The organism is Streptomyces sp. NPDC055815 (assembly GCF_053616475.1).
The window spans coordinates 1-24,866 of sequence record NZ_JBSHDU010000037.1 but is presented as its reverse complement, the minus strand read 5'-3'; the positions used below and the strand labels follow the sequence as shown (position 1 = coordinate 24,866).

At 72.0% G+C, this 24,866-nt stretch carries 24 protein-coding genes; 7 read left to right on the top strand and 17 right to left on the bottom strand.

Annotated features, from left to right (window positions below; translation table 11 throughout):
- Nucleotides 1–50: 50 nt before the first annotated feature.
- Both ACWGN5_RS23180 and ACWGN5_RS23175 read right to left on the bottom strand, forming a co-directional pair.
- Nucleotides 51–1,379, bottom strand: coding sequence for a class I SAM-dependent RNA methyltransferase (locus ACWGN5_RS23180; RefSeq protein WP_453518219.1), 1,329 nt, complete (start codon nt 1,377–1,379; stop codon nt 51–53).
- Nucleotides 1,380–1,482: 103 nt separating this feature from the next.
- Nucleotides 1,483–3,534, bottom strand: a complete 2,052-nt coding sequence (locus ACWGN5_RS23175) for an APC family permease (protein WP_453518216.1) — start codon at nt 3,532–3,534, stop codon at nt 1,483–1,485.
- 234 nt (nt 3,535–3,768) lie between these two features.
- Here ACWGN5_RS23175 and ACWGN5_RS23170 point away from each other — a divergent pair, with 234 nt between their 5' ends.
- Nucleotides 3,769–4,437 carry a potassium channel family protein gene (locus ACWGN5_RS23170; RefSeq protein ID WP_041131658.1) on the top strand — a complete coding sequence of 223 codons (669 nt, stop codon included), beginning with the start codon at nt 3,769–3,771 and terminating at the stop codon, nt 4,435–4,437.
- The gene (locus ACWGN5_RS23165; RefSeq protein WP_351187805.1) at nt 4,437–5,114 is read left to right on the top strand and encodes a potassium channel family protein; all 678 of its coding nucleotides are present in this window, start codon (nt 4,437–4,439) and stop codon (nt 5,112–5,114) included. Before ACWGN5_RS23170 ends, ACWGN5_RS23165 begins: the two co-directional genes overlap by 1 nt.
- A gap of 70 nt (nt 5,115–5,184) precedes the next feature.
- On the opposite strand, the gene ACWGN5_RS23160 is transcribed toward ACWGN5_RS23165, so the two are convergent.
- The 8 genes from ACWGN5_RS23160 to ACWGN5_RS23125 form a co-directional block, all read right to left on the bottom strand.
- Entirely contained in the window at nt 5,185–5,934 is a 750-nt protein-coding gene (locus ACWGN5_RS23160) for a DUF3159 domain-containing protein (RefSeq protein WP_453518212.1), read from the bottom strand.
- Nucleotides 5,935–5,937: 3 nt separating this feature from the next.
- Nucleotides 5,938–6,336: an OB-fold nucleic acid binding domain-containing protein gene (locus ACWGN5_RS23155; protein WP_015036728.1), complete on the bottom strand. Its 399-nt coding sequence runs from the start codon at nt 6,334–6,336 to the stop codon at nt 5,938–5,940.
- A gap of 69 nt (nt 6,337–6,405) precedes the next feature.
- Nucleotides 6,406–7,092 carry a response regulator gene (locus ACWGN5_RS23150; protein ID WP_398440035.1) on the bottom strand — a complete coding sequence of 229 codons (687 nt, stop codon included), beginning with the start codon at nt 7,090–7,092 and terminating at the stop codon, nt 6,406–6,408.
- Nucleotides 7,093–7,327: 235 nt separating this feature from the next.
- Nucleotides 7,328–9,874 (bottom strand): ATP-binding protein, encoded by a 2,547-nt coding sequence (locus tag ACWGN5_RS23145; RefSeq protein ID WP_453518211.1) that lies wholly within the window; start codon nt 9,872–9,874, stop codon nt 7,328–7,330.
- Nucleotides 9,875–9,981: 107 nt separating this feature from the next.
- On the bottom strand, nt 9,982–10,710 hold the full coding sequence (locus ACWGN5_RS23140; RefSeq protein ID WP_453518208.1) for an ABC transporter ATP-binding protein: 729 nt from the start codon (nt 10,708–10,710) through the stop codon (nt 9,982–9,984).
- Nucleotides 10,711–10,895: 185 nt separating this feature from the next.
- Nucleotides 10,896–11,657: a DUF3710 domain-containing protein gene (locus tag ACWGN5_RS23135; RefSeq protein WP_453518207.1), complete on the bottom strand. Its 762-nt coding sequence runs from the start codon at nt 11,655–11,657 to the stop codon at nt 10,896–10,898.
- A 1-nt stretch (nt 11,658) separates the two neighbouring features.
- The gene (dut, locus tag ACWGN5_RS23130; protein ID WP_116158406.1) at nt 11,659–12,171 is read right to left on the bottom strand and encodes a dUTP diphosphatase; all 513 of its coding nucleotides are present in this window, start codon (nt 12,169–12,171) and stop codon (nt 11,659–11,661) included.
- Nucleotides 12,171–12,755 (bottom strand): PaaI family thioesterase, encoded by a 585-nt coding sequence (locus ACWGN5_RS23125; protein WP_351186886.1) that lies wholly within the window; start codon nt 12,753–12,755, stop codon nt 12,171–12,173. Before ACWGN5_RS23125 ends, dut begins: the two co-directional genes overlap by 1 nt.
- Nucleotides 12,756–12,955: 200 nt before the next feature.
- Here ACWGN5_RS23125 and ACWGN5_RS23120 point away from each other — a divergent pair, with 200 nt between their 5' ends.
- Nucleotides 12,956–13,447 carry a DUF3093 domain-containing protein gene (locus ACWGN5_RS23120; protein ID WP_453518203.1) on the top strand — a complete coding sequence of 164 codons (492 nt, stop codon included), beginning with the start codon at nt 12,956–12,958 and terminating at the stop codon, nt 13,445–13,447.
- Between the two features lie 23 nt (nt 13,448–13,470).
- On the opposite strand, the gene ACWGN5_RS23115 is transcribed toward ACWGN5_RS23120, so the two are convergent.
- The 4 genes from ACWGN5_RS23115 to ACWGN5_RS23100 all read right to left on the bottom strand — a co-directional run bounded on the left by ACWGN5_RS23115 (nt 13,471) and on the right by ACWGN5_RS23100 (nt 17,120).
- Complete coding sequence (locus ACWGN5_RS23115; protein WP_453518200.1) at nt 13,471–14,517, bottom strand: hypothetical protein; 1,047 nt, start codon at nt 14,515–14,517, stop codon at nt 13,471–13,473.
- Nucleotides 14,518–14,530: 13 nt separating this feature from the next.
- Complete coding sequence (locus tag ACWGN5_RS23110) at nt 14,531–14,827, bottom strand: DUF4193 domain-containing protein (RefSeq protein ID WP_003955561.1); 297 nt, start codon at nt 14,825–14,827, stop codon at nt 14,531–14,533.
- A 395-nt stretch (nt 14,828–15,222) separates the two neighbouring features.
- A complete protein-coding gene (locus ACWGN5_RS23105; protein WP_453518198.1) occupies nt 15,223–16,461 on the bottom strand; it encodes a sensor histidine kinase in 1,239 nt (412 codons plus the stop codon).
- 5 nt (nt 16,462–16,466) lie between these two features.
- Nucleotides 16,467–17,120: a response regulator transcription factor gene (locus ACWGN5_RS23100; protein ID WP_315893449.1), complete on the bottom strand. Its 654-nt coding sequence runs from the start codon at nt 17,118–17,120 to the stop codon at nt 16,467–16,469.
- Nucleotides 17,121–17,494: 374 nt separating this feature from the next.
- Between ACWGN5_RS23100 and ACWGN5_RS23095 the strand changes: the two genes are divergently transcribed.
- Nucleotides 17,495–17,668, top strand: coding sequence for a hypothetical protein (locus tag ACWGN5_RS23095; RefSeq protein ID WP_015036717.1), 174 nt, complete (start codon nt 17,495–17,497; stop codon nt 17,666–17,668).
- A gap of 101 nt (nt 17,669–17,769) precedes the next feature.
- On the opposite strand, the gene ACWGN5_RS23090 is transcribed toward ACWGN5_RS23095, so the two are convergent.
- A complete protein-coding gene (locus ACWGN5_RS23090) occupies nt 17,770–18,588 on the bottom strand; it encodes an inositol monophosphatase family protein (RefSeq protein ID WP_453518193.1) in 819 nt (272 codons plus the stop codon).
- Between the two features lie 9 nt (nt 18,589–18,597).
- Nucleotides 18,598–19,725, bottom strand: coding sequence for a ferrochelatase (locus tag ACWGN5_RS23085; protein ID WP_453518192.1), 1,128 nt, complete (start codon nt 19,723–19,725; stop codon nt 18,598–18,600).
- Between the two features lie 155 nt (nt 19,726–19,880).
- Between ACWGN5_RS23085 and ACWGN5_RS23080 the strand changes: the two genes are divergently transcribed.
- Nucleotides 19,881–21,143 carry an MFS transporter gene (locus tag ACWGN5_RS23080; RefSeq protein WP_453518190.1) on the top strand — a complete coding sequence of 421 codons (1,263 nt, stop codon included), beginning with the start codon at nt 19,881–19,883 and terminating at the stop codon, nt 21,141–21,143.
- The gene (locus ACWGN5_RS23075; protein WP_453518187.1) at nt 21,082–22,422 is read left to right on the top strand and encodes a D-arabinono-1,4-lactone oxidase; all 1,341 of its coding nucleotides are present in this window, start codon (nt 21,082–21,084) and stop codon (nt 22,420–22,422) included. The genes ACWGN5_RS23080 and ACWGN5_RS23075 overlap by 62 nt, the downstream gene beginning before the upstream one ends.
- A 3-nt stretch (nt 22,423–22,425) precedes the next feature.
- Here the strand turns inward: ACWGN5_RS23075 and ACWGN5_RS23070 are convergent, their stop codons facing one another.
- Nucleotides 22,426–23,310, bottom strand: a complete 885-nt coding sequence (locus tag ACWGN5_RS23070; protein WP_453518184.1) for a hypothetical protein — start codon at nt 23,308–23,310, stop codon at nt 22,426–22,428.
- 465 nt (nt 23,311–23,775) lie between these two features.
- Here ACWGN5_RS23070 and sepH point away from each other — a divergent pair, with 465 nt between their 5' ends.
- Nucleotides 23,776–24,816, top strand: coding sequence for a septation protein SepH (sepH, locus tag ACWGN5_RS23065; RefSeq protein ID WP_351186904.1), 1,041 nt, complete (start codon nt 23,776–23,778; stop codon nt 24,814–24,816).
- Nucleotides 24,817–24,866: the final 50 nt, after the last annotated feature.

Below are 24,866 nucleotides of genomic sequence, written 5' to 3'. Positions count from 1 at the left end.
GGGAAGGCCCCGCGCCTGACGCCCCATACGCACACTCAGAAAACACCAGGTCAGCGACCCTTGTCGGCAGGCTCCAGAATCGCCACGCACTCCACGTGGTGCGTCATCGGGAACAGGTCGAAGGCCCGCAGGGTCCGGACCTTGTAGCCGCGGTCCGCGAAGTAGGAGATGTCTCGGGCCAGGGCTGCCGGGTCGCAGGCGACGTAGGCGATGCGGCGGGCGCCGAGGCCGGCCAGGTGGTGGACCGTCTGCTTGCCGGCGCCGGCGCGGGGCGGGTCCAGGACGATGAGGTCGACCTCGGTGATGCCGGTGCGCGGGAGGACCGACTCGACCTTGCCCTGTTCGATGCGGACGCGCGGGAAGCCGGCCAGGTTGTGGCGGGCGTCCTCGACCGCGCGCTTGCCGGACTCGATGCCGAGGACCGCGCCCTGGTCGCCGACGCGGTCGGCGAGGGCGCCCGCGAAGAGGCCGACGCCGCAGTAGAGGTCGAGGGCCGTCTCGCCCTTGCGGGGCGTGAGGCCCTGCATGACGGCGAGCATGAGGGTCTGGGCGGCCTTCGGGTGGACCTGCCAGAAGCCGCCGCTGCCGACGCGGTAGGTGCGGTCGTCGGCGCGCTCGCGGACGAAGGCGCGGCCGTGGACGCGGTGGACCCCGCCGTCCTTCTCGTCCACCCGCATGACCGAGACCGGCTTGTCGAGCTCCACCAGGGGGAGGCGGGCGCCCGGGCGGGGGGTGAGGATGACCTGGCGGTCGTTCGAGCCGGAGGCCGCGATGGCCTCGATGGCCGCCATGCCTTCCCAGCTCCGCTTCTCGATGCCGAGTTCCGAGACGTCCTCGGCGGCGATCATGCAGTGGTCGATGACCTCGACCTCGTGGGAGCGGTGCTTGCGCAGGCCCGCGTGGCCCTCGGCGTCGACGGCGTACTGGACGCGGGTGCGCCACTGCGGGACCTCGCCCGCGGGGAGCTTGTCGCCCTCGGCCGGCATGACCGTGCCGTCCCAGCCGGCCTCCTCCGGGGTGAGCCCGGCCAGGCGCTGGAGCTGTTCGGCGATGACCTCGCCCTTGAGGCGGCGCTGGGCGCCGGGCTTGGCGTGCTGCCAGTCGCAGCCGCCGCACTTGCTGGGGCCGGCGAAGGGGCAGGGGGCCTCGACGCGGTCCTTGGAGGCGTCCAGGATCTCGATCGCGTCCGCGCGCAGGAAGCGGGAGGTCTCCTCGCCCTCGGTGACCCGCACCCGGACCCGCTCGCCGGGCAGTGCGTGGCGGACGAAGAGGACCCGGCCGGCTTCCGTGCGGGCGATGCAGTGCCCGCCGTGGGCCACCGGGCCGACCTCGACCTCGTACTCCGCCCCGACCAGCGACGTAACAGGGGTGTTCTGCATGACCGGGGACTCCAGAAGGAAGAAGAAGGTGGGCTGCGTGCGGACCTCGGTCCGGACGGCAGCCCACCAGTCTAGTTCGTCTTTTTCAGTTGTTCTTCGCGGCTCAGGTGCTCTTCGCGGCCGGTTCCTTCTGGCGCTTCTCCACCGGGCCACGGCGGACCGAGCCCGGCGCGTTCCACTCCTGGCGCTTCCTGGCCCGCTTCTTCGCGGCCTCGGAGGACTGGAGCTGGTACGGGACGGAGGTCACCATGACGCCCGGTGTGAAGAGGAGCCGGCCCTTGAGGCGCAGGGCGCTCTGGTTGTGCAGCAGGTGCTCGTACCAGTGGCCGACGACGTACTCCGGGATGTAGACGGAGACGGCGTCGCGCGGGCTCTCGCGGCGGATGTTCTTCACGTACTCGATGACCGGCCGGGTGATCTCGCGGTACGGCGAGTCGAGGATCTTGAGCGGGACGTTGATGCCGCGCCGCTCCCACTCCTCCTTGAGCGCCTTGGTCTCGGCGGCGTCGACGTTCACGGTCAGCGCCTCCAGCTCGTTGGCGTGCAGCAGCTTGGCGTAGGCCAGGGCGCGCAGCGTCGGCTTGTGGAGCTTGGAGACGAGGACGACCGAGCGGACGCGGGAGGGGCGCACGTACTCGTCGGGGCGTTCCTCGGCGGCGGCGATCTCGTCGGCCACGGAGTCGTAGTGCCTGCGGATCGCGGTCATCGTCCCGTAGAAGATCACCATGCCGAGCAGGGCGACCCAGGCGCCGTGGGTGAACTTGGTGGCGAGGACGACGACGAGGACGAGGCCGGTGAAGAAGGCGCCGAAGGCGTTGATCGCGCGGGAGCGGATCATGTGGCGGCGCTTGGCCGGTTCGCGTTCCGTCGTCAGGTGCCGGTTCCAGTGCCGGACCATGCCGATCTGGCTCAGGGTGAAGGAGACGAAGACGCCGACGATGTAGAGCTGGATCAGCCGGGTGGAGTCGGCTCCGTAGATCCAGACGAGGAGGGCGGCGGCGCCGGCGAGGAGCACGATGCCGTTGGAGAAGGCGAGGCGGTCGCCGCGGGTGTGCAGCTGGCGCGGCAGGTACCGGTCCTGGGCGAGGATCGAGCCGAGGAGCGGGAAGCCGTTGTACGCGGTGTTGGCGGCCAGGAAGAGGACGAGCGCGGTGGCGGCGGCGAGGACGACGAAGAAGAACGTTCCGTCGCCGAAGACGGCGGCCGCGACCTGGGAGATGACCGGGTCCTGCACGTAGCCCTCGCCGACCGGGGCGCCGTTGTGCAGCAGCTGTTCGGTGGGCTTCTCGGCCATCCGGACGTCGGTGGCCATGGCCAGGAAGATGATGCCGCAGAACATGGTGACGGCCAGGCCGCCCATGAGCGCGAGGGTGCTGGCGGCGTTCTTCGACTTCGGTTTGCGGAAGGCGGGGACGCCGTTGGAGATGGCCTCGACGCCGGTGAGGGCGGCACAGCCGGAGGAGAAGGCGCGCAGCAGCAGGAAGACCAGCGCGAATCCGGCCAGGCCCTGGTGCTCGGCCTTGATCTCGAAGTCCGCGGTGGGGGCCTTCATGGTCTCGTCGAGGACGAGACCCTTGTACGCGCCCCAGGCGATCATGATGAAGACGCCGGCGACGAAGACGTACGTCGGGATGGCGAAGAGGCTGCCCGACTCCTTCACCCCGCGCAGGTTCATCAGGGTGAGCAGCACGATGACGGCGACGGCCGCGGCGACCTTGTGCTCGACGATGAACGGGACGGCCGAACCGAGGTTCTCGATGCCCGAGGAGATCGACACGGCGACGGTCAGGACGTAGTCGACGAGCAGCGCGCTCGCGACGGTGAGTCCGGCCTTCGGCCCGAGGTTGGTGGTGGCGACCTCGTAGTCGCCGCCGCCGCTCGGGTACGCGTGCACGTTCTGCCGGTACGAGGCGACCACCGTGAACATCAGGACCACGACCGCGAGCGCGATCCACGGGCTGAAGTGGTAGGCCGACAGTCCGGCGACGGAGAGGACGAGCAGCACCTCGCCGGGCGCGTACGCCACCGAGGACAGCGGGTCGGAGGCGAAGACGGGGAGGGCGATCCGCTTCGGGAGAAGGGTCTCTCCCAGCTTGTCGCTGCGCAGGGCCCGCCCGATCAGGATCCGTTTGGGCACATCGGTCAGTTTCGGCACGCAGAGGATCGTAAGCGTTAAGAAAACATCAGGACCACCGCGCCCCCACTCCCGCACCGAATCTCCCTGATCGCCACCTCGGATGAGGTCCCGCCCGGGGTTGCCGCATAAGCTCGGACCGGGCAGCGCGGCGTTGTGCTGTCCGCCGCAGCCCGGGCGAGTCGGGCGAGGAAAGTTGTGAGCAGGGTGTATTCGCAGGTCAGCAAGACGATCAGGAGTGCGGGGTAAGGGGACGTGCACATCGTCATCATGGGCTGCGGGCGAGTGGGAGCCGCTCTCGCGCAGACCCTCGAACAGCAGGGGCACACCGTCGCGGTCGTCGACCAGGACCCGACGGCTTTCCGCCGCCTGGGCTCGGGCTTCGGCGGGCGCCGGGTCACCGGTGTGGGCTTCGACCAGGACACGCTGCGTGAGGCCGGGATCGAGGAGGCCGGTGCCTTCGCCGCGGTGAGCAGCGGCGACAACTCCAACATCATCGCGGCGCGGGTCGCGCGCGAGATGTTCGGCATCGAGAACGTGGCGGCGCGGATCTACGACCCGCGTCGCGCCGAGGTCTACCAGCGCCTCGGGATCCCGACGGTCGCCACGGTCCGCTGGACCGCCGACCAGATGCTCCGCCGGCTGCTGCCCTCGGGCGCGGAGCCGCTGTGGCGCGACCCGAGCGGTGGCGTGCAGCTCGCCGAGGTGCACACCTCCCCGGCGTGGATCGGCCACAAGGTGAGCCGGCTCCAGGAGGAGACCGGCGTCCGCGTCGCCTTCCTCACCCGGCTGGGCGAAGCGATTCTGCCGACCTCTCAGACGGTGCTCCAGGAAGGCGACCTGGTGCACGTGATGATGCGTACGGACGAGATCGCGAAGGTCGAGGCGGCCTTCGCCGAGGGTCCCGAGGAGGGCGGTCACTGATGCGTGTCGCTATTGCGGGCGCGGGTGCGGTGGGCCGTTCCATCGCGGGCGAGCTCCTGGAGAACGGGCACGAGGTCCTGCTGGTCGACAAGGCGCCGACCGCCATCTCGGTGGAGCGGGTGCCGCAGGCGGAGTGGCTGCTGGCCGACGCCTGCGAGATCACCTCGCTGGACGAGGCGGCGCTGCAGCGGTGCAACGTGGTGATCGCGGCGACCGGTGACGACAAGGTCAACCTGGTCGTCTCGCTGCTCGCGAAGACCGAGTACGGCGTGCCGCGCGTGGTCGCCCGGGTGAACAACCCGAAGAACGAGTGGCTGTTCAACGAGGCCTGGGGCGTGGACGTGGCCGTCTCGACGCCGCGTCTGATGTCGGCCCTGGTCGAGGAGGCGGTGAGCGTCGGCGACCTGGTCCGGCTGCTGCGCTTCAGCCACGGCGACGCGAACCTGGTCGAGCTGACGCTTCCGCCGGAGTCGGCGGTCGCCGGCACCGCCGTCGGGGACGTGGCCTGGCCGCAGGACACCTCGCTCGTGACGATCATCCGCGGTTCGCGGGTGCTGACGCCGAGTGCCGAGGAGACCCTGGAGGCCGGTGACGAGCTGCTGTTCGTGGCCGCGCAGGCCCGTGAGGAGCAGCTGGAGGACCTCCTCCAGGTGCGCCGGGAGACCCCGGAGTCCTGACCTCCGAGAGGTGTACGAGGAAGGGCCCGGACCTGTCGAACAGGTCCGGGCCCTTTCGCGTACCGACGGCTCAGGCCTCGGGGTGGTTCTGCCCCGCCGCGGCCGCCTTGCGCTCCTTCTCGGCGCGCTCCTCGGCCTCCATCTCGGCGAAGACGTCGATCGGCGGCGGTGCCTTCGCGAGGAACACCCAGGTGAGGTAGACCGCGAGCAGGAACGGCGGGATCTTCAGGGCGACGGAGACCCAGCCGAACTTGGTCGGGTCGGCCCACCAGTACAGCGGGAAGAGGATCGCGACCTTGGTGAGCAGGATCAGGCCCCAGGCCCAGCTGGCCTTCGTGTAGGCCTTTTTGCGGCCGGGGTTGCGGGTGCGCCAGGAGAGGTTCTCCTTGAAGACCGGGCCGAGGATCAGGCCGATCAGGGGCACTCCGGCGAGCGCGGTGATGATGTACGCCAGGGCGAGGCCCAGGGTGTACAGCATGCCCGGCAGGTAGAAGTCCTTGGCGTTGCCCGTCATCATCGCGAAGACGACACCGAAGGCGACGCCGAAGACGCCGCTGAAGGCGTGCTTGACGGTGTCGCGGCGGATCAGCCGGACGGCGACCAGGACGAGCGAGACCGCGAGCGCGGCGATCGCCGAGACCTGCAGGTTCTTGTTGATCGTGAAGATCGTGACGAACAGCAGGCCGGGCACGACCGTCTCGATCATGCCCCGCAGGCCGCCGAAGGCCTCGAAGAGCGCGGCCTCGGTGACGGCCTTGTCCGCCTGGGCGTCCTGGTCCGGGGTCGACTTGTCCGCGGTCGGCTTGTCGAGGGACGTCACCGGCTACTCCTGTCCGAGCGGTCGGAGCTCGTATTTGGGGTTGAAGAGGACCCGCCGGCCGTGACTCATGGAGATGCGGCCGGAGGCGATCAGCTTGCGGCCCGGCTCGATGCCCACGATGGAACGGCGACCGAGCCACACGACGTCGAGCGGTGCCGTGCCGTCGAAGAGTTCGGCCTCCAGCGCGGGCACACCGGCCCGGGGACGCAGCGTGACCGTGCGCAAGGTACCAGTCACCTTGACTATCTGGCGGTCGGAGCAGTCGCTGATGCGCGTGCACCCCGATGCCTCGGCATCCTCCTGGAGCTCCTCCGACTCCAGGTCCTCCGGGGAGGAGGAGAGCCGGTCGAGCATCCGGCGGAACCGTCCGGCCGGCTTCTCTGTACGCGGTGCAGCACTCATACAGAAAGCGTACCGGCCTGGGCTGTCACCGGAAGCGGCCCCGGACCACCCGTCCGTACGGCTTCCGGTTCAGCGTTCGAAGCGGTACCCCATGCCCGGTTCGGTGACGAAGTGGCGCGGGTGCGAGGGGTCGGTCTCCAGCTTGCGGCGGAGCTGCGCCATGTACACCCGGAGGTAGTTGGTCTCCGTGCCGTACGAGGGTCCCCAGACCTCCTGGAGGAGCTGCTTCTGGCTGACGAGCCGGCCGCTGTTGCGGACGAGGACCTCCAGGAGGTGCCACTCGGTGGGGGTGAGCCGGACGTCCCGTCCGTCGCGGTGGACCTTCTTGGCGGCCAGGTCGACGGTGAAGCCCTCGGTCTCGACCACGACGACGCCGTCCTCGGCGCCGCCGACCGGCTCCGCGCGGCGCACGGCGGCGCGCAGCCGGGCGAGCAGCTCGTCCATGCCGAAGGGCTTGGTGACGTAGTCGTCGGCGCCCGCGTCGAGCGCCTCGACCTTCTCGTCGGAGGTCTGCCGGGCGGAGAGGACCAGGATCGGCACCCTCGTCCAGCCGCGCAGGCCCTTGATGACCTCGACGCCGTCCATGTCGGGCAGTCCGAGGTCGAGCACGACGACGTCGGGGTGGCGTTCGGCGGCGAGCCGGAGGGCGGTGGCGCCGTCGGGCGCGGCGTCGACCTCGTACTTCCGCGCCTTGAGGTTGATCACCAGGGCGCGGACGATCTGCGGCTCGTCGTCGACCACGAGGACCCGGGTCATGGAGGGGGCCTACCTTCTTCGTTGTGTCGGGGAGTACGGAGTCCCGGATGGATTCACGTACGGATTCAAGTACGGATCGGGCACGGAGACGAGTACGGATCGCGTACGGGTTCCGATTCGGGTACGGATCGCGTTCGGGTACGGGTCGCGTACGGGCTCGGGGGACGGATCGCGTACGGGTTCGGGTGCGGATCGCGTACGGGTCGGGCTTCGGGTGCGGGTGCCGGCCCCGCGGTCAGGTCACGGCGTGGGCCGGGAGGTCGGCGGCCGGGGCCTGGGTCCCGGCCGGGGCGGCCCGCAGGGTGAGCACCATGGTGAGGCCGCCGCCGGGCGTGTCCTCGGCGCCGAGCGTCCCGCCCATGGCCTCGACGAAGCCGCGGGCGACCGCGAGGCCGAGGCCGACGCCGGCGCCGCGCGGGGCGTCGCCGAAGCGCTGGAAGGGCTCGAAGATGCCGTCCTTGGCCTCGTCGGGGACGCCGGGGCCGCGGTCCACGACGCGCAGCTCGACCCGGTCGCCGAGCGCGCTGGCGGCGACGGCGACAGGCACGCCCTCGGGGCTGTACTTCACGGCGTTCTCCACGATGTTGGCGACGGCTCGCTCCAGGAGGCCCTTGTCGACCTCGACCATGGGCAGCGTCTCGGGGATGTCGAGCTCGGCGCTGCCGTCCGGGACGCCGCCGAGGGCCATGGGGACGACCTCGTCGAGGTCGACGGCGCGGATCAGGGGCGTGACGGTGCCGGTCTGGAGGCGGGACATGTCGAGGAGGTTGCCCACGAGGTGGTCGAGGCGGTCGGCGCCGGCCTCGATGCCCTCCAGGAGCTCGGCCCGGTCCTGCTCGGACCATTCGACGTCGTCGGAGCGGAGCGAGGAGACGGAGGCCTTGATGCTCGCGAGGGGGGTCCGCAGGTCGTGGCTGACGGCGGCGAGCAGGGAGGTACGGATCTTGTTGCCCTCGGCCAGCTTCCGGGCCTCCTCCGCCTCGTCGACGAGGCGCTGGCGGTCGAGGACGACCGCGGCCTGGGCGGCGAAGGCGCCGAGGACGCGCCGGTCCTCGGCGGGCAGCACCCGGCCCGACAGGGCGAGGGCCAGGTGGTCACCGACGGGCATGTCCACGTCCGCGTCCTCGGGCCGGACCGCGGGGTGGGGGCCGACGCTCGCGGCCCGCGTCCAGGGTTCGACCTCGTCCGCGCGCTCCAGGAGGGCCACCGACTCCATGGAGAAGGTCTCCCGGACCCGTTCCAGGAGGGCCTCCAGGCTCGTCTCGCCGCGCAGCACGCTGCCGGCGAGGTAGGAGAGCACCTCGGACTCGGCCCGCAGCCGGGCGGCCTGGTGGGTGCGCCGGGCGGCCAGGTCCACCACGGAGGCGACCGACATCGCGACGCCGAAGAAGACGGCGATGGCGACGATGTTCAGGGGGTCGGCGATGGTCAGCCGGTGGAGGGGAGGGGTGAAGAACCAGTTGAGCAGGAGGGAGCCGACGGCGGCCGAGGCGAGCGCCGGCAGGAATCCGCCGAGGAGCGCCGCGCCGACCGTCAGGGCGAGGAAGAGCAGCATGTCGTTGGCGAGGCCGAGGTCGGCGTCGACGTGCGTGAGGAGCAGCGCGAGACCGACGGGGCCGGCGACGCCGACGAGCCAGCCGCCGAGGATCCGGGAGCGGCCCAGGCGGGCCCCGCGCGCGACCGGCAGGCCCCGGCCCTTGGCGACCTCCTCGTGGGTGACGATGTGGACGTCGAGGTCGGGCCCGGAGTCGCGGGCCACGGTCTGGCCGACGCCGGGGCCGAGCACGTACTGCCAGGTCCGGCGGCGGCTGGAGCCGAGCACGATCTGGGTGGCGTTGACCCCGCGGGCGAACTCCAGGAGCGCGGAGGGGATGTCGTCGCCTATGACGTGGTGGAACGTTCCGCCGAGGTCCTCGACGAGGGTGCGCTGGACGGCCAGCTCCTTCGGCGAGGCCGCGGTGAGTCCGTCGCTGCGGGCGATGTAGACCGCGAGGACCTCGCCTCCGGCGCCCTTCTCGGCGAGCCGGGTGGCCCGGCGTATGAGGGTGCGGCCCTCGGGGCCGCCGGTCAGACCGACGACGATGCGCTCCCGGGCCTGCCAGGTGGAGCGGATGTTGTGCTCGCCCCGGTACTGCCGGAGGTACTCGTCGACCCGGTCGGCGGTCCAGAGCAGGGCCAGCTCGCGCAGCGCCGTCAGGTTGCCGGGGCGGAAGTAGTTGGAGAGGGCCGCGTCGACCTTGTCCGGGGTGTAGATGTTGCCGTGGGCCATCCGGCGCCGCAGGGCCTCCGGGGACATGTCGACCAGCTCGATCTGGTCCGCCCGGCGCACCACCTCGTCGGGGACGGTCTCCCGCTGCCGTACGCCGGTGATCGCCTCGACGACGTCGCCGAGGGACTCCAGGTGCTGGATGTTGAGGGTGGACACGACGTCGATGCCGGCCGCGAGGAGTTCGGCGACGTCCTGCCACCGCTTGGGGTTCCGTGAGCCCGGCACGTTCGTGTGGGCGAGCTCGTCGACGAGCGCGACCGCGGGACGGCGGGCGAGGACGGCGTCGACGTCCATCTCCGGGAAGGTGGCCCCCCGGTACTCCAGGAGGCGGCGCGGGACCTTCTCCAGGCCGCGCAGCATCACCTCCGTACGCGGCCGTCCGTGGTGCTCCACGAAGGCCACCACGCAGTCCGTGCCGCGCTCGACCCGCCGGTGGCCCTCCGACAGCATCGCGTAGGTCTTGCCGACGCCCGGCGCAGCGCCGAGGTAGATCCGAAGCTTGCCGCGTCCCATGGCTCGACCATACGTCCAGCCAATCGGACATTCCGCACGCGGGCAGCGACCCCTGGACGGTATTGACGTGATCCTGATGTCGCCCCGCGGCCACCCCCGCCGTCGGTTCAGTGCTCCATGATCTCGCCGTCGCTCAGTTCCAGGACCCGGTCGGCCAGGCCGAGGAGCTGGGGGTCGTGGGTGGCGACCAGGGCCGTGCAGCCCTCGCTGCGGACCACGGCGCGCAGCAGCTGCATGACGGCGAGCCCGGTCTCCGCGTCCAGCTGGCCCGTCGGCTCGTCGGCTATCAGCAGCGCCGGCTTGTTGGCGAGGGCGCGGGCGATGGCGACGCGCTGCTGCTGGCCGCCGGAGAGCTCGCCGGGCCGCTGGTTGGCGTGGTCGGCGAGGCCCACGAGACCGAGCATCAGGGCGACCCGCTCCTCGCGCTCCTTGGGGTCCGCCTTGCGCAGCCGCAGGGGCACGCCCACGTTCTCGGCGGCGGAGAGGATCGGGAGCAGCCCGAAGGACTGGAAGATGAAGCCGATCCGGTCGCGGCGCAGCTCCAGGAGCCCGTTCTCGCCGAGGCTGGAGAGGTCGGTGCCGTCGATGACGATCCGGCCGCCGTCGGGGGTGTCGAGGCCGCCCACGAGGTTCAGCAGGGTCGTCTTGCCCGAGCCCGAGCGGCCCTTGAGCGCGACGAGCTCGCCGCGCGGGATGTCGAAGGAGACCCCGCGCAGGGCGTGGACGGCGGCCTCGCCCGTGCCGTACGAACGGCGCAGGTCCTCGACGCGGACCATCGGCCGGCCGGCCGGGTCCTCGACGACGGCCGTGGCGGACCCGGTGCTGCTCTCACTCACCCTGTGCTCCCCCTCCTCGAACATGTGCGCCGTCAGTATGGTCCGCGGCCGCGTCCGAGGGCCAGAGCCCGGGGGCGGGCCTGTGGAAAACAGCCGGTGGGCCGCTGCCCGCACGTGAGGTACGGGAAGCGGCCCACCGGCCGTGTCTCGGTCATGCCGGGCCGCCGCGACGGCCCGACGGGGGTTCAGCGGATCTCGGAGATCTCCGGGCCGCGCTGGAGCTGGCCCATGCCGCCCGAGAAGCGGGAGTTCTCCTGCTCCTCCTGCTGCACGCCGTCCGGCACCATCTGCGCGTCGTTCGGCAGCTTGAGGACGATCGGGTCGCGGGGGGCCATCGGGCCTTCGCCGCGGACGACCACGGTGTCCCGGACGATCTGCTCCAGGAGGCCGGCGGCCTCGGGCTGGACCGCGCCCTGCCCGGAGATCACTCCGCGCAGGAACCAGCGGGGTCCGTCGACGCCCACGAAGCGCACCAGCTGCACGCCGCGGTTGCCGTCCGGCAGCTGCACCGGGACCTGCGCCCGCAGCTCCCAGCCGAGCGGGCCCTCGACCTCGTCGATGGCACCGCCCTGCTGGACGATGCCGGTGGCGATCTCGTCGCGGACCTCGCCCCAGATGCCCTCGTTCTTGGGGGCGGCGAAGGCCTGCAGCTGCACTGCGCTGTCCCGCAGGACGACGGTGGCCGCGACGATCGCGTCGCCCGCCACCTCCACCCGCAGCTCCATGCCCTCGACTCCGGGCACGAAGATCCCGCCGAGGTCCACGCGGCCCTCGTCGGGCTTGGCGACCTCGGAGACGTCCCAGGGGCCGTCGGGCCGGGGCGCCGGCGGAAGGTTCACGCGGCGCGGCGCCTCGGCCGCGTCCTCGTCCTCCACCGCGTCGACGACCTGCTCGGCCTCGCTCGCCGCGTCCTCGGCGGCACCGCTCTTCTTGCGACGTCCGAACACGTCACTGTCCTTCCCGGTCGGATACGACCGAAGCGTATCGATTCCCACCCGTTGTGCCGTCCACGGCGGCATGACCGCCGGTGGACCCGAAGCCCCCCTCGGCCCGCGCCGAACCGGGAAGCTCCGCCACCTCGTGGAAGCGCACCTTCTCGACCTGCTGGACGACAAGTTGGGCAATCCGATCGAATCGTTCGAACCGCACGTCCTCGCGCGGGTCGAGATTGACCACGATCACCTTGATCTCTCCACGGTACCCGGCATCCACCGTCCCCGGGGCATTCACGAGCGCCACTCCGCAGCGGGCGGCGAGACCGGAGCGCGGGTGCACGAAGGCCGCGTACCCGTCCGGGAGGGCGATGGAGACCCCGGTGGGCAGCACGGCGCGCTCCCCGGGGGCCAGCACGACGGCCTCGGTGGTCACCAGGTCGGCCCCGGCGTCGCCGGGATGCCCGTAGGCCGGGATCGGCACCTCCGGGTCCACGCGGCGGATCAGTACGTCGACAGGGTTGCGCATCAGGGGTTCACCTCGAAGGCGCGGGCGCGCCGGACCTGGTCGGGGTCGGACATGGCTGCCTGGATCTCCTCCGGGCGGCCGTTGTCGATGAAGTGGTCGACCTTGACCTCGATGAAGAGGGCGTCGGCGCGGACGGCGACGGGGCCCTCGGGCCCGCCGATCCGGCCGACGGCGGTCGAGTAGATCTTGCGGCCGTGCACGGCGGTGACGGCGGCCTCCAGGTGGAGGACGGTGCCGACCGGGACGGGCCGGGCGAAGTCGGTCTCCAGGCGGCCGGTCACGGCGATGACCCGCAGCAGCCAGTTCAGGGAGCCGAGGGTCTCGTCGAGCGCGGTGGCGAGCACGCCGCCGTGCGCGAGGCCGGGGGCGCCCTGGTGGTCGGGGGTCACCGTGAACTCGGCGGTGACGGTCACGCCCTCGCCCGCGCGCGCTTCCAGGTGGAGGCCGTGGGGCTGCCCGCCGCCGCACCCGAAGCAGTGCTCGTAGTGCGCACCGAGCAGCTCGCCGGGGGCCGGCGCGTCGGGGTGGCGTACCGGCGGTATGGCGTCGGCCGGCGGGGTGAGGGCGGCAGATGTTGCAGTCACAGCCGCAGACCTTACCCGCGCGGATGGCCGCAGGTCGCGCTGTACGGGACCCACGCGGGCGGGGGCGGGGCGACGCCGTGCGGGCGGGGGCAGCGCCACGCCATGCGGGCGGGGGCGGGGGCGCACCGTGTCGGCGGGGGGGCGCGTCGGGCCGGACCCGCGCGGAGGGGGGCGGCTCGCGTCGTGCCAAGCTTGGTCGCATGCAGCCTTCCGTACCGTCCCAGGCCTCCTCCCCCGCGCCCGCCGCCGCGCCGCGCTTCGACGAGCGGCTCACGGCGCCGCGCTCGTGGTGGGTGATCGTGGGTCTGCTGGGCATCTCCGGCGGCCTGATCATGTTCCCGCTGGGCACGGTCCCGATGCTGGGCGGCCTGATCGTGGCCGCGGTGCTCGCCGGGGTGGCGGTCTCCTCGTACGGCTCCGCCCGGATCCGGGTGGTGGCCGGTTCGCTGGTGGCGGGCGACGCGCGGATCCCGGTCTCGGCGCTCGGGGCGGCCGAGGCGCTGGACGCGGAGGAGGCGCGCGCCTGGCGCACCCACAAGGCGGACCCGCGCGCCTTCATGCTGATGCGCAGCTATGTACCCGGGGCGGTACGGGTCGAGGTCACGGACCCGGCGGACCCGACGCCGTACGTGTACCTGTCCAGCCGCGAGCCGGAGGCGCTGGTCGCGGCCCTGGAGGCGGAGCGCGCCTAAGGGCCTGATCCGAAAGACAGGCCCTAGAAGCCCAGCTCCTTGGGGTTCTCGGGCTGCTCCAGCGGGGGCAGCTCCGGGAGGGCGTCCCAGGGGATCTGGCGGGCGCGCAGGTCCTTGCGGATGTGCGCGGCGAGCTTCTTGGTGTCGCGGCGGTTCATGACGGCGCCGACGGCGGCGCCCACCATGAAGGGCATGAGGTTCGGCAGGTTGCGCACCATGCGTTTCATGATCTGCTGGCGCAGTTCGCGCTTGAGCTGACCGCCGAGTGCGGCGTTGACCGTGGTGGGCTTGGAGGGGTCGATGCCCCGCTCCTCGGCCCAGGAGGTCAGATAGGCCGTCGAACGCTGGGTGATCCGGCCGGGGGGCCGCAGCCCGTAGACCTCGTGCAGTTCGGCGATGAGTTTGAGCTCCACGGCGGCGACGCCGGTGATCTCGGCCGCCAGCTCGGCGGGCAAGGCCGGGGCCACGGGGAGCATGGCGGCGGCACCGACGCCCGCGCCCACGGTCGAGCTCGCGTTCGCCGCGCCGGCGACGAGTTTGTCGGCGAGCTGCTCGGGGCCGAGCCCGGGGAACTGTCTTCTCAGGGTCGCCAGGTCGCGGACGGGGATCCGCGGGGCGAGTTCGATCAGCCGGTCGGCCAGGTAGCCCAGGCCGGCCTTGGCGCTGTCGCCGCCGCGCTTCACGCCCTGCCGGACGCCCTGGGTGACGCCGCGCCGGACGGCGTCGATCCGGCCGGAGTCGATCCTGATCCGGTCGAGCTGGGCCCGCGCGGGGTTCGCCAGCCGCCGGACGCCGCCGAGGTGTCCGCCCTGCCGTGCCTCACCCGACCCGGCCTGTTCCTGCCGCGCGGGCAGGCGTGCCGGATCCGTCTCGGCGATCTCGATGACTGCTTCGAGCGAGGCCGGGAGGCCTCGCTCGTCGTCACGTGCGCCGAGGGAGGGCAGGGAGGCGGTGCGCTCGGCTTCGGGTGCCTCCTGGGCGCCCTCTGCCGGGCCCTGGCCGCCCTTGTGCGTCTCCGGGCTCCGGGGGAGCCGCAGACGCCGCTTCCGGGACGGTGTGTCGCCTGCCACGGCCGGGCCGGTCTCAGTCGCAGTCGCGGCAGATCGGCTGGCCGTTCTTCTCCCGGGCCAGCTGGCTGCGGTGGTGCACGAGGAAGCAGCTCATGCAGGTGAACTCGTCGGCCTGCTTGGGCAGGACCCGGACGGCCAGCTCCTCGTTCGAGAGGTCGGCGCCGGGAAGCTCCAGGCCTTCGGCGGCCTCGAACTCGTCGACGTCGACGGTCGAGGTCGACTTGTCGTTCCGGCGGGCCTTCAGTTCTTCAAGGCTGTCCGAGTCGACGTCGTCGTCGGTCTTGCGTGGGGTGTCGTAATCCGTTGCCATGTCGCTCTCCCCCTCTGGGTGGTTGCGGTGTCTCCAGCGCACGTAACGCGTGAGAGGTCGGACTTGTGCCCGACCTGAGGCGGAGATTTTGCCTCACATCAAGGTCTGTTACTCAATCGACACCCGTCGCGCACTCTCGCGAGTGATCGGCTTCGGGTGGCGAACCGGACCGTACACGGTCCTCCGGGCGGCCCTCACGGGCGCCACCCCGTGTACTTCCCGTCATTCCGGGCCCCGGAAACCCGGACTTTTACTGGTTTTCCGAGGGATTTCCCGGTCACGGAGAGTGGAGGGCCGAACACCCTCTCCTGTGATCGATCACACATGAGCGTCTCAGAATCGGGGCTCCGGAATTCCGCGCAAAGCGAACGGAACCGGTCGGCTCGTGCAGTGTGTCAGATCGGCAGAGTGACGCGCATCACGAGTCCGCCGCCCTCGCGCGGCTCCGCGATGATACGGCCGCCGTGGGCTCTCGCCACGGATCGGGCGATCGACAGGCCGAGACCCACCCCCTTGTCGCTGCCGGTCCGCTCCTGACGGAGTCGTCTGAACGGCTCGAAGAGGTTGTCGATCTCGTACGCGGGGACCACCGGTCCCGTGTTCGAGACGACCAGGACCGCCTGGCCGTCCTTGACCTCGGTGGTGACCTCCACCCAGCCTCCCTCCGGCACGTTGTACCGGACGGCGTTCTGGAGCAGGTTCAGCGCGATCCGTTCGAGGAGCACGCCGTTGCCCTGGACGACCGCCGGCGCGCGCTCGCCCCGGATCTCCACGCCCTTGGCCTCGGCCTCGGCGTGCACCTGGTCGACGCCCCGCTCGGCGGCCTCGGCCAGGTTGACGGGTTTGCGCTCGATGATCTGGTTGTCGCTCCGGGCGAGCAGCAGCAGGCCCTCGACGAGCTGTTCGCTGCGCTCGTTGGTGGCGAGCAGGGTCTTGCCGAGCTGCTGGAGCTCCACCGGTGCCCCGGGGTCCGAGAGGTGGACCTCCAGGAGGGTGCGGTTGATCGCGAGCGGGGTCCGCAGCTCGTGCGAGGCGTTCGCCACGAACCGCTGCTGGGCGGTGAAGGCCCGTTCCAGGCGGTCCAGCATCTCGTCGAAGGTGTCGGCGAGCTCCTTGAGCTCGTCGTCCGGGCCGTCCAGCTCGATCCGCCGGGACAGGTCGGAGCCGGCCACCTGGCGGGCGGTCCGGGTGATCCGGCCGAGCGGGGAGAGCACCCGTCCCGCCATGGCGTAACCGAAGGCGAAGGCGATGATGCTCAGGCCGAGCAGGGCGAAGAGGGACCGCCGCAGGAGGTCTTCCAGGGCGATGTCGCTCTGGTGCCGGAGGCAGACCGACACGGCGTCGTTGAGCTGTTCCCCGGTGCCCTGGGCGGGCAGCTGGCACCAGGAGGTGGTCGGCTGGACCTTGCCCTCGACGACCTTGAAGGGCAGCTCCGAGACGCTGCCGGTGAGCGCCTGCGCGGTGAACAGGTAGATGATCGACAGCAGCAGGATGCCGGCGATCAGGAACATCCCGCCGTACAGCAGCGTCAGTCGTATCCGGATGGTCGGGCGCAGCAGCGGACGGACGGGGTCCCGGGGGTCCCAGGTCGGTTTCGGTGGCGCCTGCGGGTGAGGCGCGGGAGTCGTGGCCATCGGGGTCAGATCCGGTAGCCGGAGCCGGGGACGGTGACGATGACCGGCGGCTCGCCGAGCTTGCGGCGCAGGGTCATGACGGTGACGCGCACGACGTTGGTGAAGGGGTCGGTGTTCTCGTCCCAGGCCTTCTCCAGGAGCTGCTCGGCCGAGACGACGGCGCCCTCGCTGCGCATGAGGACCTCCAGGACGGCGAACTCCTTCGGTGCGAGCTGGACCTCCTTGCCCTCGCGGAAGACCTCGCGGCGGTTCGGGTCGAGCTTGATGCCGGCGCGCTCCAGGACGGGCGGGAGCGGGACGGTGGTGCGGCGGCCGAGGGCGCGCACGCGCGCGGTGAGCTCGGTGAAGGCGAAGGGCTTGGGGAGGTAGTCGTCCGCCCCGAGCTCCAGGCCCTCGACGCGGTCGCTGACGTCGCCGGCGGCGGTGAGCATCAGGACGCGGGTGGGCATGCCGAGCTCGACGATCTTGCGGCAGACGTCGTCGCCGTGGACGAGCGGGAGGTCGCGGTCGAGGACGACGACGTCGTAGTCGTTGACCCCGACGCGCTCCAGGGCCGCGGCGCCGTCGTACACGACGTCGACGGCCATGGCCTCCCGGCGCAGTCCGGTGGCCACCGCATCGGCGAGCAGCTGCTCGTCCTCGACGACGAGTACGCGCACGTCGTAGATCCTTCCGTTGAGCCGCTGTCCGAGGTGGGGACCGGCTGAAATCCGAGCACTGACTGTGCGTGTCCATCCTGCCCCGTACGCGCGTAAACCGGCTGTAAGACGGCGGTGCGGGGCCCGGGGCGGGCGGGTGGTGAGCGGGGGGCGCGCGGTGGGGCGCGCGGCCCGGAACCAAGAATTCACCGGATTCTCGGGCCAGTTGAGGTTTCTCTGAGGAAAGGGCTGGGGAGGACGACTGCACACCCCGTGATCACGCCCTGTATGTGGCGCGCCACCTACCGCTCTCTGTCCCCCAGAGTTCGCAGTGTGTGATCCACCCACCCTCGGCACACCCCCGTGCCACCGGACCCACGAGGAGGGGGCGCACGATGGACGCTTTCACCGCAGGACTGCTGCACCGCATCAGGACCACGCAGACGGACCTCACGCGGGCCCGTGAGACGGGCGACGACTACCTGGCGGAGGTGGAGCAGGCGGAGCTGGAGGACCTGCACCGGCTGGCCGCCGAGCACGGCGTGGAGGTGGCCGCGCCGGGAGTCTGACCCGTCCCACCCGTCCGACCTGTGACGCACGCGGGGGCCCCGGCGCCGTACCCGGCACCGGGGCCCCCGTGCGTCCGCCTCCCGGCCCGCCGGGAGGGGCGTCAGTCGTGCCAGGCGCCCAGCTCCTCCAGGAGTTCCTGGAGCGGCCCGAAGAGGCCGGGGGAGGCGGCGAGCGTCAGTTCGCCGGACTCCGGCTCACCGGGACGGCCGCCGGTGAGGCCGCCCGCCTCGCGGGCGATGAGCGCGCCGGCGGCGAGGTCCCAGGGGTTGAGGCCGCGCTCGTAGTACGCGTCGAGGCGGCCGGCGGCGACGTCGCAGAGGTCGATGGCGGCCGAGCCGCCGCGGCGGATGTCGCGGACGCGCGGGATGACGCGCTGGGCGACGTCGGCCTGGTGGGCGCGGCGGGCCTGGATGTAGCCGAAGCCGGTGCCGAGGAGGGCCTGGTCGAGCGCGGGCGAGGGGCGGACGGCGAGGCGCCGCTCCCCCGCGTACGCGCCGCCGCCGAGGACGGCCCGGTACGTCTCGCCGCGCATCGGGGCCTCGACGACGCCGACGACGGTCTCGCCGTCCCGTTCGGCGGCGATCGAGACCGCCCAGGTGGGCAGGCCGTAGAGGTAGTTCACGGTGCCGTCGAGCGGGTCGATCACCCAGCGGATCCCGCTGGTCCCGGGGCTCGAGGCGCCCTCCTCGCCGAGGAAGCCGTCGTGCGGGCGGTGCTCGGAGAGGAAGCCGGTGATCAGCTTCTCGGCGGCGATGTCCATCTCGGTGACGACGTCGATGGGGCTCGACTTGGTCATGGCCACGGCCAGGTCGTCGGGCCGGCCGTCGCGGAGCAGCGCTCCGGCGCGCCGCGCGGCCTCCAGGGCGAGGTCGAGCAGTTCGGTGAGCAGGGGGTCGGTTACGTCGGAAACGTGGGTCACGCTGGCTCCTCAGGCGTACGGGCTGTCGGCGCCGGCCGCGGCGGGCCGCTCCGCCCTGGCCGGGCAGCAGCCGATCGGGCAGAGGTCGTGGGACGGGCCGAGGGTGCCGAGCGCGCACCGCTCGGTCCTGGTCCCCCGCTCGTTCGCGGCGCGCTCCAGGACGAGCTCGCGGACGGCGGCGGCGAAGCGCGGGTCGGCCCCGACGGTCGCCGAGCGCCGGACGGGCAGCCCGAGCTCGGCGGCCTTGGCCGTGGCCTCGGTGTCGAGGTCGTAGAGGACCTCCATGTGGTCGGAGACGAAGCCGATCGGGACCATGACGGCGGCGGGCACGCCGGCTCCGTGCAGCTCCTCCAGGTGGTCGCAGATGTCGGGCTCCAGCCAGGGGATGTGGGGGGCGCCGCTGCGGGACTGGTAGACCAGCTTCCAGGGGTGGTCGACGCCGGTCTCCTCGCGGACGGCGTCGACGATGAGCCGGGCCACGTCGAGGTGCTGCTTCACGTACGCCCCGCCGTCGCCGTGCTCGGTGACCGGGCCGGAGCTGTCGGCGGCGGAGTCGGGGATGGAGTGGGTGGTGAAGGCCAGGTGGGCGCCGTCCCGTACGGCCGGGTCGAGCTCGGCGAGGGAGGCGAGGACGCCCTCGACCATCGGCTCGACGAAGCCGGGGTGGTTGAAGTAGTGCCGGAGCTTGTCGACCCGGGGCAGCGGGAGCCCCTCCGCCTCCAGGGTGGCGAGCGCGTCGGCGAGGTTCTCGCGGTACTGGCGGCAGCCGGAGTAGGAGGCGTACGCGCTGGTGGTGAGGACGGCGATGTGGCGCCGCCCGTCGGTGATCATCTCGCGGAGGGTGTCGGTGAGGTAGGGCGCCCAGTTCCGGTTTCCCCAGTAGACCGGCAGGCCGAGCCCGGCCTGCGCGAAGTCCGTCCGCAGCGCGTCGAGGAGCGCGCGGTTCTGGTCGTTGATCGGGGAGACGCCGCCGAAGAGGAAGTAGTGCTGTCCCACTTCCTTGAGCCGTTCCTTCGGGATGCCGCGGCCGCGCGTCACGTTCTCCAGGAACGGGACCACGTCGTCCGGACCCTCGGGGCCGCCGAAGGAGAGCAGCAGCAGGGCGTCGTACGGGGCGGGATCGTGCTGATCGGACATGGCACCGATCCTCCCACCCGCCACCGACGGCGAGGGGCGCGGCCTGTCCGGGGACGTGCGTCCGGCAGCACTTGTCCAAAAAAATGGGGATGACCTATCGACTTCAACACCGTAGGCTTTAGACGTTAATTACACGTGTTGACCAAGGACCTCTCTTGCCCAGTCCCTACCGCGCGATCTTCGCGGCGCCCGGCACCGCCTCGTTCTCCGTCGCGGGATTCCTCGGACGGATGCCGCTGTCCATGATGGGCATCGGCATCGTGACCATGATTTCGCAGGTCACCGGCCGGTACGGCCTGGCCGGCGCGCTCTCGGCGACCCTGGCGATGTCCGCCGCGGTCCTCGGCCCCCTGGTCTCGCGCCTGGTCGACCGGCACGGACAGCGCAGGGTGCTCCGCCCGGTCACGCTCGTCTCGCTCGCCGCGGCCACGGGACTGCTCCTCTGCGTGCAGCAGAAGGCCCCGGACTGGACCCTCTTCGTCTTCACCGCCGTGATCGGCTGCGTCCCGAGCGTCGGCGCGATGACCCGCGCCCGCTGGGCGGAGATCTACCGGGGCGAGGAGCGGCGCCTGCACACGGCGTACTCCTGGGAGTCGATCGTCGACGAGGTGTGCTTCATCTTCGGCCCGATCCTCTCCATCGGCCTGTCCACGGCCTGGTTCCCCGAGGCCGGTCCGATGTTCGCCGGGGCGTTCCTGGCCGTCGGCGTCTTCTGGCTGACCTCGCAGCGCGCCACGGAGCCGGTGCCGCACCCCAAGGAGGAGGCCCGGGGCACCTCCGCGCTCCGCTCGCGCGGCCTCCAGGTGCTCACCCTCGCCTTCGTCGCCACCGGCGCCATCTTCGGCTCGGTGGACGTGGTGACCGTGGCCTTCGCCGAGGAGCAGGGCCAGAAGGCGGCCGCCAGCCTCGTTCTGGCCGTCTACGCGCTGGGCTCCGGCGTGGCCGGCGCCGTCTTCGGGCTGCTCCACCTCAAGGGCGAGGCGTCCCGCAGGTGGCTCCTGGGCCTCTGCGCGATGGCCGTGAGTATGATCCCCCTCCTACTGGCCGGGAACCTGCCGTTGCTGGCCGTGGCGCTCTTTGTCGCGGGCCTGTCCATCGCACCGACGATGGTGACCACCATGGCCCTCGTCGAAGCGCACGTACCGCGCACCAAGCTGACCGAGGGCATGACCTGGACGGGTACCGGGCTCGCGGTCGGCGTGGCGCTCGGCTCCTCGGCCGCCGGCTGGGTGGTCGACGCGTCGGGGGCCGAGGCGGGGTACGTGGTGCCCGTCGTCTCGGGCGCGCTCGCGGTCGCGGTGGGTCTCCTCGGACACCGCCGGCTGCGCAGGCCGGCGCCGAACCGGGAGGGGCAGCGTGAGCAGGACGGCAGCAGCGGGGTCGGGGAGCGCCAGGACGGCGAGCAGCCCGTGGCGTAACTGGGCGGGGAACGTCACCTCCCGCCCCGTGCGGGAGGTGAGCCCGGCCTCCGCCGAGGAGCTCGCCGAGGCGGTGCGCCGCGCGGCCGAGGACGGGCTGCGGGTCAAGACCGTCGGCACCGGCCACTCCTTCACCTCGATCGCGGCCACCGACGGCGTGCTGATCCGGCCGGGCCTGCTGACCGGGATCCGGCGCATCGACCGCGAGGCGATGACGGTGACGGTCGAGTCGGGCACTCCGCTGAAGCGGCTCAACGTGGCGCTGGCCCGGGAGGGCCTGTCGCTCACGAACATGGGCGACATCATGGAGCAGACCGTCGCCGGCGCCACCTCCACCGGCACGCACGGGACGGGCCGCGAGTCGGCCTCCATCGCCGCCCAGATCCGTGAGCTGGAGCTGGTGACGGCGGACGGGCGGCTGCTGACCTGCTCGGAGAAGGAGAATCCGGAGGTCTTCGCGGCCGCCAGGATCGGGCTCGGCGCCCTCGGCGTGATCACGGCGATCACCTTCGCGGTGGAGCCGGTCTTCCTGCTCACCGCGCGCGAGGAGCCGATGAGCTTCGACCGGGTCACCTCGGACTTCGACGCGCTGCACGCGGAGAACGAGCACTTCGAGTTCTACTGGTTCCCCCACACGGACAACTGCAACACCAAGCGCAACAACCGCAGCGCGGGCCCCGCCGCTCCCCCCGGGCGGATCAGCGGCTGGATCGAGGACGAGCTCCTCTCCAACGGGATCTTCCAGCTCGCCTGCTCGCTGGGGCGGGCGGTGCCGCCGGTCATCCCGTCGGTCGCCAAGGTCTCCAGCCGGGCCCTGTCGGCCCGTACGTACACCGACATCCCGTACAAGGTCTTCACCTCGCCGCGCCGGGTCCGCTTCCTGGAGATGGAGTACGCGCTGCCGCGCGAGGCGGCGGTCGCCGCGCTGCGCGAGCTCAAGGCGATGGTCGAGCGCTCGCCGCTCAAGGTGAGCTTCCCGGTGGAGGTGCGCACGGCCCCGGCCGACGACATCGCGCTGTCCACGGCCTCGGGGCGGGAGACCGCGTACATCGCCGTCCACCTCTACAGGGGAACGCCCCACCGCGGGTACTTCACCGCGGTGGAGCGCATCATGACGGCGCACGGGGGCCGGCCGCACTGGGGCAAGGTCCACACCCGCGACGCCGCCTATCTCGCCGAGGCCTATCCGCGCTTCGCCGAGTTCACGGCGCTGCGCGACCGGCTCGACCCGGACCGGCTGTTCGGCAACGACTATCTGCGCCGGGTCCTGGGCGACTGACGGTCACTCGGCTCCGGCACCGTCCGCGGCGGGTGCCGGGGCCTGGGTGGTCGGGGCCTCGGGCTGTCCCGTGGTCGGCTCCTGCGTCGGCGCGGTCGGTTCCGTCGTCGGGCCGGTCGGTGTCGGGGCGGGGGTCGTCCCGCCGCCGGCGGAACCGGAGGGCGTGGGCTCGGCCGACGGGGTCCCGGTGGCCGGCTCCCCGGTCGGCGTGGCTCCCGTCGTGGGGGTGGCGGTGCCGCCCCGCTGCCGCCCGGTGCCGTCGGCGGATCCCGACGGCGCGGGCGTGGGCTCCTGGTCCCGGTCGGGCGCGTCCCGGCCCGTGCTCCCGCCTCCGCGGACGACGGAGCCGAAGGTGGTGGTGCCCTGCTTGCCGCTGAAGTCCTGCCCGGCGACCAGTTCGTAGGCGGTGATGCCGCCCATGGTGACGCCGAAGACCAGGGCGGCGGCGACCGCCGGGCGCTTCCAGCCCCGGACGCGGGTGCCGTGGGTGGTCGCCGCGCCGAACTCCTCGTCGGACGGCGGCGGGCCCTGGACCGTGGTGAGCAGGAGGGTGCGGTCGTCCTGCGGCCCGGCGGGGAGCGGGACCTGACGCGCCTTCGGCTTGGCCGCCGCGGTCACGTCGCGGACCTGCTCGCCGGTTCGCTTGAAGAGGTGCTGGAAGAGCGGTCCGCCGCACGTCGCGATGACACTGATCACACCGGCGCCGAGGATCGTGCCGTACACGCCGAGGGTCGAGGCGAGTTTGGCGGCGATGACCGCGGCCAGGGCGCTGCCGGAGACCTGAGCGACACTCAGGTCGATCCTTCTCCTGTCGCTCTTCCCGCCCTCCTCCGGCTCGTCCCTGTCGGTTTCCGGCCTGTGACGCATCTCCAGCCCCTGATGGTTCATCCGTTCGCCTTGCACCCAGAAGGGACAAACAGGAGAAGCGATTAGTTCCGTTTCTGCTGTTTCTGTGAAGAGTGACACGTACGGGGGAAGATCACGGAGACTCAACTCCCGTACCGCCCGAGAAGTTGGGCGGCGCGCCGGTCCACCCAGGTGGCCCGAATGGAGTACATTGACAAACCCTGGGTCCGGACGCCCTCACGGGTGCCCGCGATCACGGGGAGGGGGCCGGACACGGCGCTCGAACCGGCGGCGCCTCGGCATCGCACGGAAACCGGCTGCACAGAGTGACCGCCAGTCACTCCGAGTAGCCAACAGGTAACCGTGCCATAACGGCGTTCCAGGGTCCATGCCCGACACGCCGGGCAACTCGGCAAGGTAGTGGCAGGCTGCACCCGGGCAGGCCACACTCGACTAGCGGAAGCAGCGACGCACGTGACGTCGGCAGGCACCACCCGGGAGGTCCCCATGCCCGAACTGCGTGTCGTGGCCGTCTCCAACGACGGCACACGACTGGTGCTGAAGGCTGCTGACAGCACGGAGTACACGCTTCCGATCGACGAGCGGCTCCGTGCCGCCGTGCGCAACGACCGCGCGCGCCTCGGCCAGATCGAGATCGAGGTGGAGAGCCACCTCCGCCCCCGCGACATCCAGGCCCGTATAAGGGCCGGTGCCTCCGCGGAGGAGGTCGCCCAGCTCGCCGGCATCCCCGTCGACCGTGTGCGCCGCTTCGAGGGCCCCGTGCTCGCCGAGCGCGCCTTCATGGCCGAGCGGGCCCGCAAGACCCCGGTCCGCAGGCCCGGGGAGAACAGCGGCCCGCAGCTCGGCGAGGCGGTGCAGGAGCGGCTGCTGCTGCGCGGCGCCGAGAAGGACACCGTGCAGTGGGACTCCTGGCGGCGCGACGACGGCACCTGGGAGGTACTGCTCGTCTACCGGGTCGCGGGCGAGGTCCACACGGCCAGCTGGACCTACGACCCGCCGCGGCGGCTCGTCCAGGCCGTCGACGACGAGGCGCGGGCGCTGATCGGCGAGACGGACGACACGATCGCCGCCGCGCCGGAGCCGAGCTTCCCGTTCGTGCCGCGCATCGCCCGGCTGCCCCGGGACAGGCCGCTCGACCGCGCCCTCGACCGGCAGATCGACCGGTCCGACCGCCAGCTGGAGCGGGCGCCCGCGCCCGTCGAGCCGGAGGAGGAGCGGGACTCGCTGACGAGCCTCCTGGAGGCCGTGCCGAGCTTCCGCGGCGACATGGTCGTCCCCGAGCCGCCGGACACCGAGCCCTCGGAGGAGGCGGAGGCGGAGGAGCCGCCGGCCCCGGCCGCCTCGGCGGGCGCGGGCTCGGCCTACGCCGACGTCCTGATGCCGCGCGCGGTCTCGGGCCACCGGGACCGGCTGCACGGCGCCACGGACCGGCAGGCCGAGGCGGACGGCGTCCGCCCGGGCCGCCGCGCCGCCGTGCCGAGCTGGGACGAGATCGTCTTCGGCACCCGCAGGAAGAAGCAGGACTGACGGATGTACGAGTGAGGGCCCGCGCCCGGCGGCGGCGGGGGGCCGCCCCA